Below are 16188 nucleotides of genomic sequence, written 5' to 3'. Positions count from 1 at the left end.
GAGGGGTTCAGCGCGGCTCGTGAATGGGGCAGCCGTTGTGCTGGGCGCGAAAGCCTGCGGACATTTCATAGGTCGGCTTGCGCACGCGCATGACGCCACCCAGAGGACGGTGCGCGGCCAGCCCGTGCCACGGGCTGAATGACATCTGCTCGTTGATGGTCTGAATAGCCTCTTCGCTCCAGGCCGCCTGCGCCGGCACCTCGATACGCGCCACAGTGACATAGGGGCTCAATTCTTCGGACCAGACTTTCGAAGCGTCCTCGATCGGCATTTCGTCGAGATCGGTGGCCAGTTGGATACGCACTTCCCACGTACCCCCATGGCTTGCAAAATAATGACTGACCGCTTCACGCAGGCCGTCCGGCTTATCGTCCAAGTCGACGGCTTGATCCGTCAACTCGGTCAGCGACGGTGCCACCGGCACTACCGCCAGCTTGGCGTAATGCTCGCCATACAGAAACGGCACCACACTGTAGAAGGTTTCACCGAGCACATGGGTCAGCGGATGCCCACCCATGCTCTTCAGCGTGCCGCTCTCGCCGCCCATGGTTTCGATCACCGATTCCACACCGCGCAGAAGTGCCGAAAAGGCTTTCTTCAGGCCCGGCCCTTTGTCGGTGGTCTTGGCCAGCAGCTTGAGATTCTTCAGGAAAGCCTTGGGCGTGGCTGCCGTGAACGCCTTGGCGTTCTGCATGACGAAATCCTGGGTGACGTCTCCCTCGCTGCCCGGCAAACGTGCACCCTGTACCCCAACGATCTTCAAGCCAAGGCCCCGTGGGGTCGAAACCTTGTCGTCCAGCAGATCACCGGGATTGGTAGAAAAACGCATTACTACAGGCAACCTTCCAGGGGTGGCAAAAGCCCCCTGCGCCAACGGCGCAGGAAGACCATCGAGCACCGTGACGTGCCCGCGTACCAACCCATGAGCCTTGGCATGCACGCCACGCAACGCGTGGCCGCCATCTTCGAACGTCGTGTCCAGAATGCTGCGCATCACTTCTGTCAGCTCTCGGCTGGTGTCTTCCTCGTCGTCGGGCACCTGCTCGAATGAGGGCTGAAATACCAGCGGAGTGACGGTCAGTCGATTGTCTGGCAATTGACTGTCTGGATATTGAGTGTCTGAAGAATGGCTCATGTGCACACCTCGGCTCGGTTCAGGTCTTTATCACGGTGGATGTTGTTGTTATTTGGCCAGGTCGGCTTTCAGACGCTCACCGGCATAGGCCTGCGCTTCTTCGGCTTTTTTCACCACGGCTGCGGTGCCGAAGAATTCGTGGGTCACGCCTGGATAGACCTTGCGCTCGACGCTGACGCCTGCAGTACGCAGCGCCTGTTCCAGCTGGGCACCATCGTCACGCAGTGGGTCGATCTCGGCGTTGATCACGGTCACCGGTGGCAGGCCCTTGAGGTTGGCATGCACCAGGTCGATACGTGGATCCTTCACGTCGGCCGGACCCTTGGTCACGTTGTCGATGAACCACAGCATCATCGGACGGTTGAGGGGCATGGCGTCGGCGTATTTGCGATAGGACTCGGTTTCGGTATTGGACTGAGCGACCGGATACACCGACAGCACGTGCTTGGGTGCGGTCAACCCGGCCTTGTGTGCGGCCACGGCGGTTGCCACGGCAAGGTTGCCGCCAGCGCTTTCACCGGCCAGGGCCAGGCGTTTCGCATCACCGTTGAGCGACGCGGCGTTCTTGCTCAACCAGCGATAGGCCGCCAGTGCATCTTCGTGAGCTGCAGGAAACTTGTTTTCGGGCGCGCGGCGGTAGTCCACGGAGACGACCACGGCATTGGCTTGCTTGGAGATCCCGCGTGCGCCGCCGTCATACACCTTGCGATCGGCAAACACCCAGCCACCGCCGTGGAAATACAGGACCACCGGGAACGGGCCGGTGCCTTCAGGCGTGTAGACGGTTGCTGGCAAAGAGCCTGCGGCGCCAGGTACGGTGATGTCACGGGTGGTGACGCCGGGGACCAGTGCAGTCGGGGTGCTGTCGCGTTTCTCATCGGCTAGAACGCCTTTCACGGCGTCGGCGATGGTAGGTTGCTGCCGTGCCTCGACTGCCGTGATCTTCTCCACGGCCTTGGCATCGAAGCTGGCGAATTTGTTCAGGACGGTCTGCATGTCCGAATCGGTACGGAACATGCTCTTGGTGCCGCTCACGGCGAGTTCGGAAACCGAGCGTTTTTCTGGATCGCGAGCGCAACCGCTCAACGCCATTGCCACGCCGGCGGCGCACAGCGCCACCATCCATTTACGGTCAGTCTTGATCATTGTCATTGCCTCGCACGAGAGTGGGAACGTTACGAAATATCAGGCCGCTGACAGCAACGTGATGTTCCAAAATTCCCGACTCGCGCCAGACGAACGGTTAATCCACTAAATACCGCGACCCCAGTTGCTACTCTCGGGAATCACTCTGCCCAGCTTCCTGTAGGAGCGGCCAGTGGCCGCGAACCAGACACCGCGGTCCACCAGACAATCCGCGGGGCCCTCTTCGCGGCCACAGACCGCTCCTACAACAGCATTTACAACAGATTACGCACTGGCATCCCAGGCACGGTCGCCGGAGGCGTCCTTGATGCGCGTCGGCAGGCCCATGGCGTCGAGCGCCCTGAGGAACGGCTCGGCCGGCAGCTCTTCGACGTTGGCCATGCGCTGCACGTCCCATTCGCCGCGGGCAACCAGCAGGGCCGCAGCCACGGGCGGCACACCCGCGGTGTAGGAAATACCCTGGCTGTCGGTTTCGGCGTAGGCGTCTTCGTGATCCGCAACGTTGTAGATGAACATTTCGTGCGGCTGGCCGTTGCGAGTGCCCTTGACCAGATCGCCGATGCAGGTCTTGCCCGTATAGCCCGGCGCCAGCGACGACGGATCCGGCAAGACTGCCTTGACCACCTTGAGCGGCACTACCTGCAGGCCTTCGGCAGTCGTCACCGGCTGCTCGGACAGCAAACCGAGATTCTTCAGCACCGTGAACACATTGATGTAATGCTCACCGAAGCTCATCCAGAAGCGCACGTTGGGCACATCGAGATTCTTCGACAACGAATGCACTTCGTCATGCCCGGTCAGGTAAAGGTTCTGCGAACCCACTACCGGCAGGTCATCGGTGCGTTTGACTTCGAACATGGTGTTGCTGGTCCACTGGCTGTTCTGCCAGCTCCAGACCTGCCCGGTGAACTCGCGAAAATTGATTTCCGGATCGAAATTGGTGGCGAAATACTTGCCGTGGGAGCCAGCATTGACGTCGAGGATATCGATCGAATCGATCCGATCGAAATGCTGTTGCTGCGCCAGCGCGGCATAGGCATTGACCACGCCTGGATCGAAGCCCACACCCAGAATGGCCGTCACGTTTTTCTGCTGGCACTCTTCCAGGTGTTTCCACTCGTAGTTGCCATACCAGGGCGGCGTTTCACAGACCTTGCCCGGTTCTTCGTGGATGGCGGTGTCCAGGTAGGCCACGCCGGTGTCGATGCAGGCACGCAGTACCGACATGTTCAGAAAGGCGGAACCGACGTTGATGACGATCTGCGATTCGGTTTCCACGATCAGCGCCTTGGTCGCCTCGACATCCAGCGCATCGAGCGCAAACGCCTTGATCTCGGCGGGCTGCTTGAGGCTGCCCTTGGCCTTGACGCTGTCGATGATGGCCTGGCATTTGGAGATGTTGCGCGACGCGATGGCAATACGACCAAGTTCATCGTTGTGCTGCGCGCACTTGTGGGCCACCACCTTGGCAACACCTCCTGCACCAATGATAAGAACGTTCTTCTTCAATTTATTCACTTCTCCTCGGCTGTCCGCTCACGAAAGGCTGGACAGGTAGTCTTCGAAACCAAACTCACGAACCACCTCGACTGTACCGTCGAGTTGTTTCACTACGATGGACGGCATCTTCAAGCCGTTGAACCAGTTCTTCTTGACCATGGTGTAGCCCGCCGCGTCGACGAACGACAGGCGATCACCGATGGCCAGAGGGCGCTCGAACGGGTATTCGCCGAAAATGTCCCCGGCCAGGCAGGATTTTCCGCACACCATGTAGGTGTGTTCGCCGCTGCTGGGCGCAAGCTTCGCATTGAGCCGGTAGATCAGCAGGTCGAGCATGTGCGCTTCGATCGAGCTGTCGACCACGGCCAGGTGCTTGCCGTTATAGAGGGTGTCGAGCACGGTGACTTCCAGCGAGGCACTGTTGGTGATCGCCGCCTCGCCAGGCTCCAGGTACACCTGCACGCCGTACTTCTGCGAAAAGGCCTTGAGCCGGGCGCAGAACTCGTCCAGAGCATAGCCTTCGCCGGTGAAATGAATGCCGCCACCGAGGCTGACCCATTCGACCTTGTGCAGCAGGTGACCGAAGCGCTCTTCGATGGTCCCCAGCATCTGGTCGAACAGGGCGAAATCACCGTTCTCGCAGTTGTTGTGGAACATGAAGCCGGAGATCTGCTCGATCACCGTCTCGACCTTGGCTGGGTCCCATTCGCCCAGACGGCTGAACGGACGCGCCGGGTCGGCCAACAGGTAGTCGGAGCTGCTCACCTGCGGGTTGACCCGCAGACCGCGGGTCTTGCCTTGGGACGCCTGGGCGAAACGCTGCAGTTGGCCGATCGAGTTAAAGATGATCTTGTCGCAGTTGGCGAGCATCTCCTCGATCTCGTCGTCGGCCCAGGCCACGCTGTAGGCGTGGGTTTCGCCGGCGAACTTCTGCCGACCCAGCTTGAGCTCGTACAGCGACGACGACGTGGTGCCGTCCATGTACTGCTCCATCAGGTCGAACACCGACCAGGTGGCGAAGCACTTGAGCGCCAGCAACGCCTTGGCCCCGGAGTGTTCACGCACGTAGGCGATCTTCTCCAGGTTGCCCAAGAGCTTCTGTTTGTCGATGAGGTAATACGGCGTATTGATCATTTCGAGGCCCCAGGCATGGCCAGCCAAAAAAAGGACCCGCATTGTGCCCGCAGTTACCCCAGACCGAAAGAGCAGCCGACCAATTTCCAACCACCCCCACCGCCGAGGCGGCTTGCGTTCAGCGAATCTTGCGGCGGGCCAGAAAGCCGCCGACCAGGCCGGTCGCGCAGCCGATCAGCAGGCCACCGACGTGCGCGCCATTGGCGATTTCGCCGAAGCCCAGCACGCTGACCAGCCCGCTCATGCACAGCGCCAGCCACACCAGCATCATCACCAGCACGCCGCGCGGCAGGCGGTAGATCGGGTTGGGCGCCAGCCACTGGTACAGCCAGCAGTGCCCCAGCAAGCCATACAGCACGCCCGACAAACCGCCGAACAGACTGGGCCCGCTGACCAGGTACTGGACCACGTTGGAGACCAGGCTGAACGACAGGGTCAGACCGATCAGGTTGATGCGCCCCTGCAGCGCCTCGATGCGTCGCCCAAGCTCCCAGTACCACAAGGCGTTCATCGCCAGATGCAACAAGCCGAAATGAATCAGCATGGGGCTGAACAGCCGCCACCATTGGCCGCTGGCCAAGGTATCGGCCAAGGGCGTGAAATAGATGTATTCACCGTTGACCTGAAAATCGAGAAAGGTCAGCCAGCGCAGGTTGCCCAGGTTCTCGCCCAGAAGTGTCAACCCCGCCACCACCAGACAGGCCAGCAGCACCAGGGCGGTGGCGGGGCTGGACTTGAGCTGCTGGGCAAACCCCGGACCGCGCACCGGCGCATGCCGCGCCATCAATTCAGGATCGACCTCGGCATTGCCCTCGGGGTAGCGCTGGTACAGCTCGCGAACATCCTGGGCCAGACGCTCGTCGGGTACCCACAACACTTGACTGCCCTGCTCCTCGCTGACGCGATGGGGCACCTTCAGACGCCTCAACAGGCCCACGAAGCCACTCAGATCGGTGTTCAGCGGCAGACGCATTACAGCAATTGCACTCATCAAAACGCCTCCGGGCGCTCGACCTCGACCCACGCGAACTTGCGCGGATCGATGCGGGTTTCCTGATCCAGGCGGTACGCCACCAGTTTGCCGTACAACACTGCGCTGTAGTCCAGGCAGGCCAGGTTCGGGCGTATCGCCGCCGGTCGCCCGCTGCGCCAGTAGTGACCGACGAACAGCAATGGCTCGTCGACCCCATAACGCAGCAGAGCGCTTTTCTGTTCAGGACTCAACGGCGCGCAGGCTACATCGTCAGGCAGTGCATCGGGCTGGAATACCACGTCGCCGTAGGTTTGCGGGTCGTCTTCCCAGAACTTGGTGCGAAAGAACGCACGGCTCAGGCCATCGGCGCCCGTCAGCGTCAGGCCGTCGGGCAGGCGCATGTCGGTGCCGCGCAACAGACGATCGAAGACCTGGCAGGCAAAGCTGCCCTTGACCGCCGACGCCTGGAGAAAATGGGCGTCGATGCAGCCATCCGGGTGCTGGCGGCGCAAAGGTTCGATCAGGCCGGCATCCCAGCACGCGTGCACCAAGCGAAAGCGCTCGGCATCGAGGAACAGCGGCAACTCGTAGAACCAGCCGAGGAAATCGTGCCAGTCGCCGGGGTGGTGGGCGAACTGGTCCAGCGTCGCCTGCAGCAGACGCTCGTGCCGCGGCACGTGCTCGCGCAAGTACTGCTTGCCGCTGCCGGGCAATGCCGGGGTGCTCCAGCCCAACGCATTGAACTCGTGATTGCCCATGATGCAGCGCGCCTGATCGGCCTCGACCATGTCGTGGACAATGTGCAGCGACTCGCGGATACGCGGCCCGCGGTCGATGATGTCGCCCAGGAACAGCGCCTGGCGCGAGGCATGCCGCCACACGCCACCGTGTTTCTGATAGCCCAGCCGGTCGAGCAGATGTTCGAGGGTATGCGCGCATCCGTGCACATCGCCGATCAGGTCATAACTTCGCGCCGGGTCAAGCATCAATCGCCTCCGGTATTGCCGAGCCGGCTGCCCCAGCCGAGTTTGGTCCGGCACACTTCGTAGTAGTTGTGGTCCAGAGGGTGGATCAGGCGCAGTTTCTGCGATTTCTTGCGCACCGTGACAGTGTCGCCCGGAGCGCAAGTGAAATGGTTCTGGCCATCGCACGAAACCTGCGGGTAGATCTGCATGTTCTTTGAGACAACGATTTTCATCTCGCTGTTGCCGTCGACGACGATCGGCCGACCCGAGAGGGTGTGCGGGTACATGGGTACGATCACGATGGCATCGAGCTTGGGATGCATGATCGGCCCACCCGCCGACAGCGCGTAGGCGGTGGAGCCGGTCGGCGTGGCCAGGATCAGGCCGTCGGCCTTCTGGCTGCAGACGAACTGGCCGTCGATGTAGATCTCGAACTCGATCATGCGGGTCGACTTGCCGGGGTGCAGCACCACATCGTTGAGCGCGTCGCCCTGGCCAATGGCCTCGCCATGGCGGCGAACCTCGGCCTCGAGCAGAAAACGGTTTTCGACCAGATAGTGACCATCGAGCACCTCGGCCACCTTGACCTCGAGCTCGTCGGGGCGGATGTCGGTAAGAAACCCCAGGCTGCCGCGGTTGATCCCCAGCACCGGCGTGTTGTGTCGCGCCAGTGCCCGCGCTGCGCCCAGCAGGCTGCCGTCGCCGCCGACCACGATGACCAGGTCGCAGACCTCGCCCAGCATCTTGCGCGATGACGTCTGCAGGTTGTGCCCCGGCAGCACTTCGGCGATCGTGTCCTCGAGAATGACATGCATGTGCCTGTCCAGCAGGAAGCGCTTGAGGCGGCGAATGGTATCGAGCACCTGCGAGCTGCCGAGGCGGCCAATGATACCGATGTTGCGAAATTGCTCCATGAGGCTCCTGCTCGGGTCTGGTCTGGCTATCGGGATGCGCCAGGCACATTCCACAACGCTGTCGCGCAACCGCCGGTTGCGGACACAAATACGGATCTGGATTATGGAGTAAAGCCGTTGCCGCACAAAACCCTTTCCACCACCGCGCCATTGACCGGGACCGTCCCATGAATCCATTCGCTGCCCTTGCCGACTTTCCGCGCCGCCTGCGCCAGCCCCAGGTGCGCGACCTGGCGTGGGTCATCCTCGCCCCACCCCTGCTGCACACGGCGCCCTGGCAGCAACGTCATCCACTGGCAGGCAGCACCTGGGCCGAACAGCCCGAGCACCTGCAGGCGTGGCTGAACGGTCTGGACGACGCCAGCCAACCGCTGCTCGACTGGCTGGCGCAGGCCCCTACCCGGCGCCTGGGCCTCTACTACGAGCGCCTCTGGCAGTTCGCCCTGCAGCAGGCTCCCGGTATCGAGCCGCTGGCGGCCAACCTGCCGATCCGCCGTGACAAGCACACCCTGGGCGAACTCGACATGGTGATCCGCGACCGTGATGGGGTGCATCACCTGGAACTGGCGATCAAGCTTTACCTGGGCCCGGTCGCCGCCGACGGTCGCGATGTTTTCCAGTGGCTGGGCCCCAACAGCCAGGATCGGCTGGGTCGCAAGCTGACCCACCTGACAGAGCACCAATTACCCATCTCCACCTCCAGCGAGGGTCGCGAGGCCATGCTGGCCCTGGGCATCGAGCAGTTCGACGCGCACCTGTGGCTCGGCGGCTATCTGTTCTATCCCTGGCCCGGTCAGGCCCAGGCACCCGAGCACGCCCATCCTGATCATCTGCGCGGCAGCTGGGTGCATCAGCGCGACTGGCCCATTTTCGTCGAGCAACGCCCGGAGGGTCGCTGGCAGCCGTTGCCGCGCGATGCCTGGCTGGCGCCGGCACGGCTCGCCGCCGCCGACGCCTGGGCACCCGACCAGCTCAAGGCCTGGATGCAGCAACTGGACCCGCTCGCCGCGGCGCAGATGCTCGTGCGCCTGACCCGCGACGACCACGGCGACTGGCAGGAAGCCGAACGGGTTTTCCTGGTCGCCGATGCCTGGCCGGCCCTGTCGGGCGTGTGAATCGCAGGGGCGGCTAAAGATGTCCACGGCCGGCCCGATACCCTGTGCATGACCGCCCGAGTAGTCACCCGATGAACTGGAGAAACACCCACGCCCGCTATGGCAGCCTGTCCATCGCCCTGCACTGGTCGATGCTTGTCCTGTTGGCCGCCACCTATGCCTGCATCGAGCTGCGTGGCCAGTTCGTCAGAGGCAGTGGCGCACGCGCGCTGATCGTGCAGTTCCACTTCATGCTGGGCCTGAGCGTGGGGCTGCTGGTCTGGCTGCGTCTGCTGGTGCGCAGCCTGGGTGTCACGCCGCGCATCGTGCCGCCGCTGCCGATGTGGCAGACGCGTCTGGCGAGCCTGATGCACGCCGCACTCTACGCACTGATGATCGGCCTGCCGCTGCTGGGCTGGCTGATCCTCAGCGCACAGAACAGGTCCGTATCGTTCTGGGGCATCGAACTGCCCCACCTGATCGCCGAGGACCGCGACCTCGGCGGACGCTTGCAGGAATGGCACATGAGCATTGCCGGCTGGGGCTATTGGTTGATCGGCCTGCACGGCGTGCTGGGCCTGGCCCACCATTACCTGCGCCATGACAACACCCTGCGACGCATGCTGCCGCACCGCGACTGACCGTTCAGGGGGCGGCGCGCCATCCCTGCAAGCCACCGGTGTGCACGAACACCAGACGACAACCCGGCCGCAGCGAGCCTGCCGCACAGGCATCGCGCAAAGCCCACAGCGCCTTGGCCGTGTACACCGGTTCCAATGGAATGCCCGACTCGGCTTCACAGGCGTGCATGAACGCGAGCAGTTCGCTGTCCATCCTGGCAAAGCCGCCACGACTGCCGTCGATCAAGCTATGACCCTGGTCGCCACACAGTGCATTGACCTGCTCGTTCACGCCATGCTTCGGCCCTACCGCCACCGCCCCGTACACCCAGCGGCGGCCGGCTTCGGCGAGGACCAGGCCAGCCAATGTCGTACCGGTACCCACGGCCAGCCACCACCCATCGAAATCGTCCCACCCCATGTCTGCGAGCTGCGCCTGCACCTGCAAGGGCAGGACGGCGCAGCCCTTGGCCCCCAGCAACCCACCGCCGCCCTCGGGTACCGGCCGCAGATCGGGGTAGCGTGCCTGCCATGGGGCCCAGAAGTCGTCCCGGTGGCGCTGACGATAGCCCTCGTAACCCAGCCAGTGCAGCTCCATGCCCCATTGCTGCAAGTCGCTCACGGTCGGCGTGGCCTGAGCATGGCCGCGCAGCAGCCCGACCGTGCGCAGGCCCAGGCGCTTGCCGGCGGCAGCCAGGGCATGCAGGTGATTGGAATGGGCCCCGCCCAGGCTGATGATGCCGCTGCAGCCACTGGCCTGGGCGGCCAGCAGGTGATGCTGCAACTTGAATGCCTTGTTGCCGCTGATGAGCGGGTCGACGAGGTCCAGGCGCAGCACGGCAGCCTCTATGCCGGCCGCGCCGAGCCAGGAAAGTCGCAAGGGTTGCAGCGGTGCACGCGGTAGATCGAGAAGCATGGATGCCTGGCCAGCCAAAGGAAACGAAGAGGGCCGCGTCGGGTCCGGCGCGGCAGCCGATTCTACAGCACCGCCGCCAGGCGCGAGCCTTGATCGATGGCCCGTTTGGCGTCAAGTTCGGCGGCCACGTCGGCGCCGCCGATAAGGTGCACGTGCTGCCCGGCTTCGCGCAGCCCCTGCTCCAGCTCGCGCAACGGATCCTGCCCTGCGCAGATCACTACGTTGTCCACTGGCAGCACCCGTGGCTCGCCCCCGGCGACCCGAACGTGCAGGCCGTCGTCGTCGATCTTCAGGTACTCGACGCTGTTGACCATGCGCACGCCCTTGTTCTTCAGACCGGCGCGATGGATCCAGCCAGTGGTCTTGCCCAGGCCGTCGCCCACCTTGCCGGCCTTGCGCTGCAGCAGATACACCTCGCGCGCCGGTGCATGGGTCTGCGCCGCAACCCCGGCCACGCCACCGCGGGCCTGCAGGGTCAGGTCGATACCCCATTCCTGCCAGAAGGCCTCGCGATCGAGGCTGGTGAACGGCCCCTGATGCACCAGGAACTCGCTGACGTCGAAGCCGATGCCACCGGCGCCGATCACCGCCACACGCGGGCCCACGGGCCGCCTTTCGAGCAGCACGTCGAGGTAGCCGAGCACCATGGGGTGGTCGATGCCCGGGATGTCGGGCAGCCGCGGGGCAATCCCGGTGGCCAGCACGATCTCGTCGAAGCCACCCTTGACCAGCGCAGCGACATCGACCCGCGCACCCAGGCGCACGTCGACGCCGAGGCGGGTCAGCCGACGATCGAAATACCGCAGGGTTTCGTTGAATTCTTCCTTGCCGGGAATGCGCTTGGCCACGTTGAACTGACCGCCGATTTCATCACGGGAATCGAACAGGGTCACCGCATGTCCGCGCTCGGCCGCCACGGTCGCTGCGGCCAGCCCTGCCGGCCCGGCGCCGACCACGGCGATCCGACGCACCTGAGTCACGGGCAGGTAATTGAGTTCGGTCTCATGGCAGGCGCGTGGGTTGACCAGGCAACTGGTCAACTTGCCGGCGAAGGTGTGGTCCAGGCAGGCCTGATTGCAGGCAATGCAGGTGTTGATCTCGTCGCCGCGGCTGGCCGCAGCCTTGTTGATGAATTCGGGGTCGGCCAGAAACGGCCGGGCCATCGAAACCATATCCGCGTCGCCCTCGGCGAGAACGCGCTCGGCCACCTCCGGGGTGTTGATGCGATTGGTGGTGATCAGCGGCAGGCGCACCGCCGTACGCAGCTTGGCGGTGACCTTGCTGAACGCCGCACGTGGCACCTTGGTGGCGATGGTCGGAATGCGCGCTTCGTGCCAGCCGATGCCCGTGTTGATCAGGGTGGCCCCGGCGGCCTCGACGGCCTGCGCCAGTTCGACCACTTCCTCCCAGACACTGCCGCCTTCGATCAGGTCGAGCATCGACAGGCGAAAGATGATGATGAACTCGCGCCCGACCGCCTGCCGCACCTGCCCGACGATCTCCACCGCCAGGCGCATGCGATTGGCATAGCTGCCGCCCCAGCGATCGCTGCGCTGGTTGCTGTGAGCCGCCAGGAACTGGTTGATGAAGTAGCCTTCCGACCCCATGATTTCAACGCCGTCGTAGCCGGCCGACTGGGCCAGCCGGGCACAGCTGACGAAATCGGCGATCTGTTTCCGAATGCCCTGCTCGTCCAGTTCCAGCGGCTTGAACGGGTTGATCGGCGCCTGGATGGCGCTGGGTGCCACCAGCTTGGGACTGTAGGCATAGCGCCCGGCATGCAGTATCTGCAGGCAGATCTTGCCGCCCGCCGCGTGCACGGCCTGGGTGACGATTTCATGCCGCTGCGCTTCCTCGGGCGTGCTCAGCTTCGCCGCCCCGGCATACACCCCGCCCTCTTCGTTCGGGGCGATGCCGCCGGTGACGATGAGGCCGACCCCACCCCGCGCACGCTCGGCGAAATACGCCGCCATGCGCTCGAAGCCACCGGGCTTTTCCTCGAGACCCGTGTGCATGGAGCCCATCAAGCTTCGGTTGCGCAGGGTGGTGAAGCCCAGGTCCAGCGGTGCCAGCAGATGAGGATAGGAAGCAGCGGCCATGGGAACTCCACAGGCGGATCACGGAAAAGTGCCAAGCCTCTTGCGGCGGGCTCGGTCACAGGTAGGGTCAAACAGTAGACACCCGAGCCGCACGCCTCAATGACCTGAAATGACAAGTCATTGATCATGCTGCACGCGACGTCTACCCTAGTGCGGATTCACGAACAGGAGCTGGTTGTTGTCCCTCATGCGCAAAATCCTGATGTCGGTGGTTGCCCTGCTTTGCCTGGCGGCGTTGAGTACCTACGCGCTGTGGACGACCCAGCGCCCCGCCGGGCACTACCTGTCCGACCTGCGCATCGAGCTCGATGGTGTCGACGGCGCGCCGTCCGAGCGCGGCAATCTGCTGGGGATCCAGCCCGAGCTGTTCCCGGCGGATTACCAGAGCGTCGAGCGCCTGCGCCTGAAACTGGCCGGATACCTGCAGCATGCCCAGGATGCAGGCCTTGTCGGCAGCAAGACCATCGTGGTCTTGCCCGAGCACATCGGTACCTGGTTATGGGCGGTGGGCGAGAAGAACGAGTTCTACCAGGTGGTGCAGCGTCGCGATGCCGAACAGTGGCTGGCCGCCAGCAATCCATTGCGCCTGCTCGGCGGCTGGGCCATGGCCGAGGGCGAAGACCGCTTCGCCGACGCCTACCTGCGCATGAAGGCCGCGAGCATGGCCGAGCAGTACCAGCAGCTGTTTGGCGGCCTGGCCAGGCAATTCAGGGTGACCCTGGTGGCAGGCTCGATCATCCTGCCCAAGCCTTCTGTCGTGGAGGGTCGCCTGCGAACCGGGAACGGCGCCTTGTACAACGCCAGTGTCGTGTTCGCGCCCGATGGCTCCGTGCTGGGCCAGCCACAGCTCCAGCATTTCACCAGCCATCCCACTCGCCGCTACGTGCAACCCTTGGGTGACGCACCGTTCAACGTGTTCGACACCCCGGCGGGCAAACTGGCCGTCCTGATCGGCACCGACAGCTGGCATCCGGCGAGTCACGCCCAGTTGCGCCAGCAAGACGTGCAGCTGCTCGCGGTGCCCGCCTCGGTACTCGGGCGTGGGCGCTGGTCCGAGCCCTGGCGCGGCTTTCGCATCGACGCAACGCCGAGCGATGCCGCCCTGCTGCCCGGCGAGGTCAGCGAGGCCCAGGCCTGGCAACGGCTGGTCGCAGAAAGCGCGCCACTGGCAAGCATGACCGTGTTCATGGGCGGGCACTTCTGGAATCAGTTCTACGAAGGGCACAGCTTCGCCCGCCAACGCGAGCGTTTCGGCCAGGTCGGCGACGGGCGTGGCGCGCGCCTGATCAATCTGTGGCTGTAGGCGCGTGAGCGGCCAGCGGATCAAACTCGGCGACCTGTCGGTCGGCTTCACCCAGAGCCTGGCACAGGCAGTGCGCAGCCATGGCCACGACCCGCTGCCCCTGTTGGCCCAGTATGGGTTGGAGCCAAGCCGGCTCAACGTCGCCGGAGCGCGACTGACCATCGCCCGCTACATGCGCCTGGGCCATGCGGCGATCGCCCTTACCGGCGACCCCGCGCTGGGCCTGCGCATCGGCCAGGCAAGCCGCCTGAGCCAGGCAGGCCTGGCCGGCGTCACGGCCGCGCAGGCACCGACAGTGCGCGAGGCAGCCCGTACGCTGATTCGTTTCGAACCCCTGTACGCCGCCAACTATCGCGGGCAATCGAGTTTTCACGAAGACCGCGAAGGCGCCTGGCTGCGGTTCTATTCGATCAGTCCCTACAATGCCTACAACCGTTTTGTGGTGGACTCGCTGCTGACCGGCTGGCTGCAGCAGCTGACTGTACTTGCCGGGCAGAACGTGATTGCACAGCGGATGGAAATCGAGTTCGACCCGCCCGGCTATGCAGCACACTACCCCGCCCATACCGCCTTCAACTGCGAGCACAACCAGCTGCGCCTGACCCATGCCAGCCTGAACCTGCGCAACCCCGAGCACTGCCCGAGCACCTGGCAGCATTTGTTGCAGCTGTGTGAACAGGAACTGGAGCGTTTGACGCGCGTGCGCACCGTTGGCGAGCGGGTCGCCCAACTGCTGGGTTCACAGCTCAACGGCGGACGCGAGCCGACGCTGGACGAAATCGCTGCCTGCCTGAAGATGCCGGCCTGGACCTTGCGGCGCAAGCTGACCCACGAGGGCACGCAGTTCCGCTCGATTCTCAACGACACCCGCCGTGACTTGGCGCAGACCTACATCCGCGACACCGAACTTGCATTCGGCGAAATAGCCTACCTGCTGGGATTCACATCGGCCGAGGCTTTTCAGCGCGCCTTCAAGCGCTGGTGCGCAATGACGCCCGGCGAGTACCGCCGCGCCAGCCGTCAGTGACCCCAGCGCTCGCTCAGGGCTGCGAAACGGGCGCCTCTACAGAGGGCGCCTGCGGTACGGCCTCAGGCGTCGCCTCGGTGGCCTCGGGAACCGGGATGACTTCGATGGGGGCCGGTTGTGCCGGGGGCGCGACAGGCTGCGAAGCCTCCTGCTCGGGCACCACCTCTGCCTGCTGCGCCTGAGCGGGCGGAGTAGGCGGAACCAGCGGCGCGGCTACAGGCACGACTGGCTTCGCAGTCGCAGGCGCCGTAGATGAAGATGCAGCGGGGGCCGCAGGTGCAGTGTCCGGCATGCCCAGCTCATCCTTGACAGGCGGGGTCGATACGACCTTCTTCGCCTGCACGGGCATGAAGCTCTCCACCAGAGAGAAATAACGGTCGTAGAACTTGTCCGACGCCACCGTTTCACTGGCCACCTTGACCATGGAATCGTCGGTGGAACCGATCGGCATCGAGACCGAACCCAGCACCCCCACGCCTACGCTGGCCGAGTTGTTGACCTTCTTCAGCGCATAGCGATCCTGCAGCGCATTGGCGAACAGCGTGGAGCTGTGCTCGCTGTTGGCATCGGCGACGCAGACCACGTTGAAACTGATCTCCAGGTGACTCTCGCCGGTCTGCTGGAAGCTCTTGTGTCCACTCACCTGACGCGGATCGTTGCTGGTGATGATGTAGCCCTGGCTCAGCAATGCCCGACGCGCGGCTTCACAGGAGGCGATATCGCTGACCGGGTAGTTGCGAGAAAACGTGCCTGAGTCAGCAAAATTTTCATGTTCGTAGATGGCGGTCTTGGGGGAAGAACACCCTGCCATGCCGAGCCATGCAAGAACCAGCACGGCGCCTGGAAGGTGTCGCCCGTAACGGAATGGAAATGACATTGTGGGTCCTGGAAAACGGTCTGCGGCTATTGTGCAACAGAACGCGCTGGCACGGCGCAGGAAATGCCGTTCGCTCAGGACACGCGGTAATACGCGATGTTTCCGCAGTGGATACGGAACCCTCAGGACGTATTACTTGACCACCGCCTGCTGGGGTGCGGCAACAGTGGCTTTCGAATCGGTGGATGCGGCGGCCAGGGTTGCACGTTGCTCCGCCCGGGCCTTGGCGCGCAGCTGCTTGCGCCAACGGTGCTTGCTGCTCAGGGCGATATACCAGCCGAACAATGGCCCGATCAGCATGCCTGCCAGCACGCCTGCCAACACGAACACAGACACTGGCAACGACGGGGTGGACCAATCAAGAGCGCTCAACGCAACGGCCTGTTGGTTCTCCAGTACGAACACCAGCACGACAGCAGCGACTGCCAGGAAAATCAGCACCAGCAGCAACTTCTTGAGATTACGCAAAGCCTTCTCCTCTAACG

General features: G+C 63.7%; 15 protein-coding genes. 4 read left to right on the top strand and 11 right to left on the bottom strand.

Annotated features, from left to right (window positions below; genetic code table 11):
• Positions 1-7: 7 nt before the first annotated feature.
• The 7 genes from IFT44_RS08235 to IFT44_RS08205 form a co-directional block, all read right to left on the bottom strand.
• On the bottom strand, positions 8-1135 hold the full coding sequence (locus IFT44_RS08235; protein ID WP_122479031.1) for a catalase family protein: 1128 nt from the start codon (positions 1133-1135) through the stop codon (positions 8-10).
• A 48-nt stretch (positions 1136-1183) separates the two neighbouring features.
• A complete protein-coding gene (locus IFT44_RS08230) occupies positions 1184-2281 on the bottom strand; it encodes an alpha/beta hydrolase (protein ID WP_244652110.1) in 1098 nt (365 codons plus the stop codon).
• A 264-nt stretch (positions 2282-2545) separates the two neighbouring features.
• On the bottom strand, positions 2546-3790 hold the full coding sequence (locus IFT44_RS08225) for a saccharopine dehydrogenase family protein (protein ID WP_122479033.1): 1245 nt from the start codon (positions 3788-3790) through the stop codon (positions 2546-2548).
• Between the two features lie 27 nt (positions 3791-3817).
• Positions 3818-4915 (bottom strand): carboxynorspermidine decarboxylase, encoded by a 1098-nt coding sequence (locus IFT44_RS08220; protein WP_122479703.1) that lies wholly within the window; start codon positions 4913-4915, stop codon positions 3818-3820.
• A gap of 118 nt (positions 4916-5033) precedes the next feature.
• The gene (locus IFT44_RS08215; RefSeq protein WP_122479034.1) at positions 5034-5906 is read right to left on the bottom strand and encodes a rhomboid family intramembrane serine protease; all 873 of its coding nucleotides are present in this window, start codon (positions 5904-5906) and stop codon (positions 5034-5036) included.
• A complete protein-coding gene (locus IFT44_RS08210) occupies positions 5906-6874 on the bottom strand; it encodes a metallophosphoesterase (protein WP_192175722.1) in 969 nt (322 codons plus the stop codon). Before IFT44_RS08210 ends, IFT44_RS08215 begins: the two co-directional genes overlap by 1 nt.
• Complete coding sequence (locus tag IFT44_RS08205) at positions 6874-7767, bottom strand: NAD(+) kinase (protein WP_122479037.1); 894 nt, start codon at positions 7765-7767, stop codon at positions 6874-6876. The genes IFT44_RS08210 and IFT44_RS08205 overlap by 1 nt, the downstream gene beginning before the upstream one ends.
• A 167-nt stretch (positions 7768-7934) precedes the next feature.
• On the opposite strand from IFT44_RS08205, the gene IFT44_RS08200 reads away from it, so the two are divergent.
• A complete protein-coding gene (locus IFT44_RS08200; protein ID WP_192136514.1) occupies positions 7935-8882 on the top strand; it encodes a DUF1853 family protein in 948 nt (315 codons plus the stop codon).
• Positions 8883-8953: 71 nt separating this feature from the next.
• On the top strand, positions 8954-9502 hold the full coding sequence (locus tag IFT44_RS08195) for a cytochrome b (protein WP_192175721.1): 549 nt from the start codon (positions 8954-8956) through the stop codon (positions 9500-9502).
• 4 nt (positions 9503-9506) lie between these two features.
• Here the strand turns inward: IFT44_RS08195 and IFT44_RS08190 are convergent, their stop codons facing one another.
• Together IFT44_RS08190 and IFT44_RS08185 are read right to left on the bottom strand one after the other, a co-directional pair.
• Entirely contained in the window at positions 9507-10397 is an 891-nt protein-coding gene (locus tag IFT44_RS08190; protein ID WP_192175720.1) for a 1-aminocyclopropane-1-carboxylate deaminase/D-cysteine desulfhydrase, read from the bottom strand.
• 62 nt (positions 10398-10459) lie between these two features.
• A complete protein-coding gene (locus IFT44_RS08185; protein ID WP_192175719.1) occupies positions 10460-12496 on the bottom strand; it encodes an NADPH-dependent 2,4-dienoyl-CoA reductase in 2037 nt (678 codons plus the stop codon).
• 187 nt (positions 12497-12683) lie between these two features.
• Between IFT44_RS08185 and IFT44_RS08180 the strand changes: the two genes are divergently transcribed.
• Both IFT44_RS08180 and IFT44_RS08175 read left to right on the top strand, forming a co-directional pair.
• Entirely contained in the window at positions 12684-13799 is a 1116-nt protein-coding gene (locus IFT44_RS08180; protein WP_185794191.1) for a nitrilase-related carbon-nitrogen hydrolase, read from the top strand.
• 4 nt (positions 13800-13803) lie between these two features.
• Entirely contained in the window at positions 13804-14826 is a 1023-nt protein-coding gene (locus IFT44_RS08175) for an AraC family transcriptional regulator ligand-binding domain-containing protein (RefSeq protein WP_192057481.1), read from the top strand.
• Between the two features lie 13 nt (positions 14827-14839).
• Here the strand turns inward: IFT44_RS08175 and IFT44_RS08170 are convergent, their stop codons facing one another.
• Together IFT44_RS08170 and IFT44_RS08165 are read right to left on the bottom strand one after the other, a co-directional pair.
• The gene (locus IFT44_RS08170; RefSeq protein WP_192175718.1) at positions 14840-15703 is read right to left on the bottom strand and encodes a DUF2242 domain-containing protein; all 864 of its coding nucleotides are present in this window, start codon (positions 15701-15703) and stop codon (positions 14840-14842) included.
• Between the two features lie 132 nt (positions 15704-15835).
• Entirely contained in the window at positions 15836-16171 is a 336-nt protein-coding gene (locus IFT44_RS08165; protein ID WP_192175717.1) for a lipopolysaccharide assembly protein LapA domain-containing protein, read from the bottom strand.
• Between the last annotated feature and the right edge of the window lie 17 nt (positions 16172-16188).

Source organism: Pseudomonas sp. CFBP 13710 (genome assembly GCF_014842235.1).
GTDB classification, from domain to species: Bacteria; Pseudomonadota; Gammaproteobacteria; order Pseudomonadales; family Pseudomonadaceae; genus Aquipseudomonas; species Aquipseudomonas baltica.
Note: the sequence above shows the minus strand (reverse complement) of the source record. Positions and strands in the feature narration are given on the sequence as shown.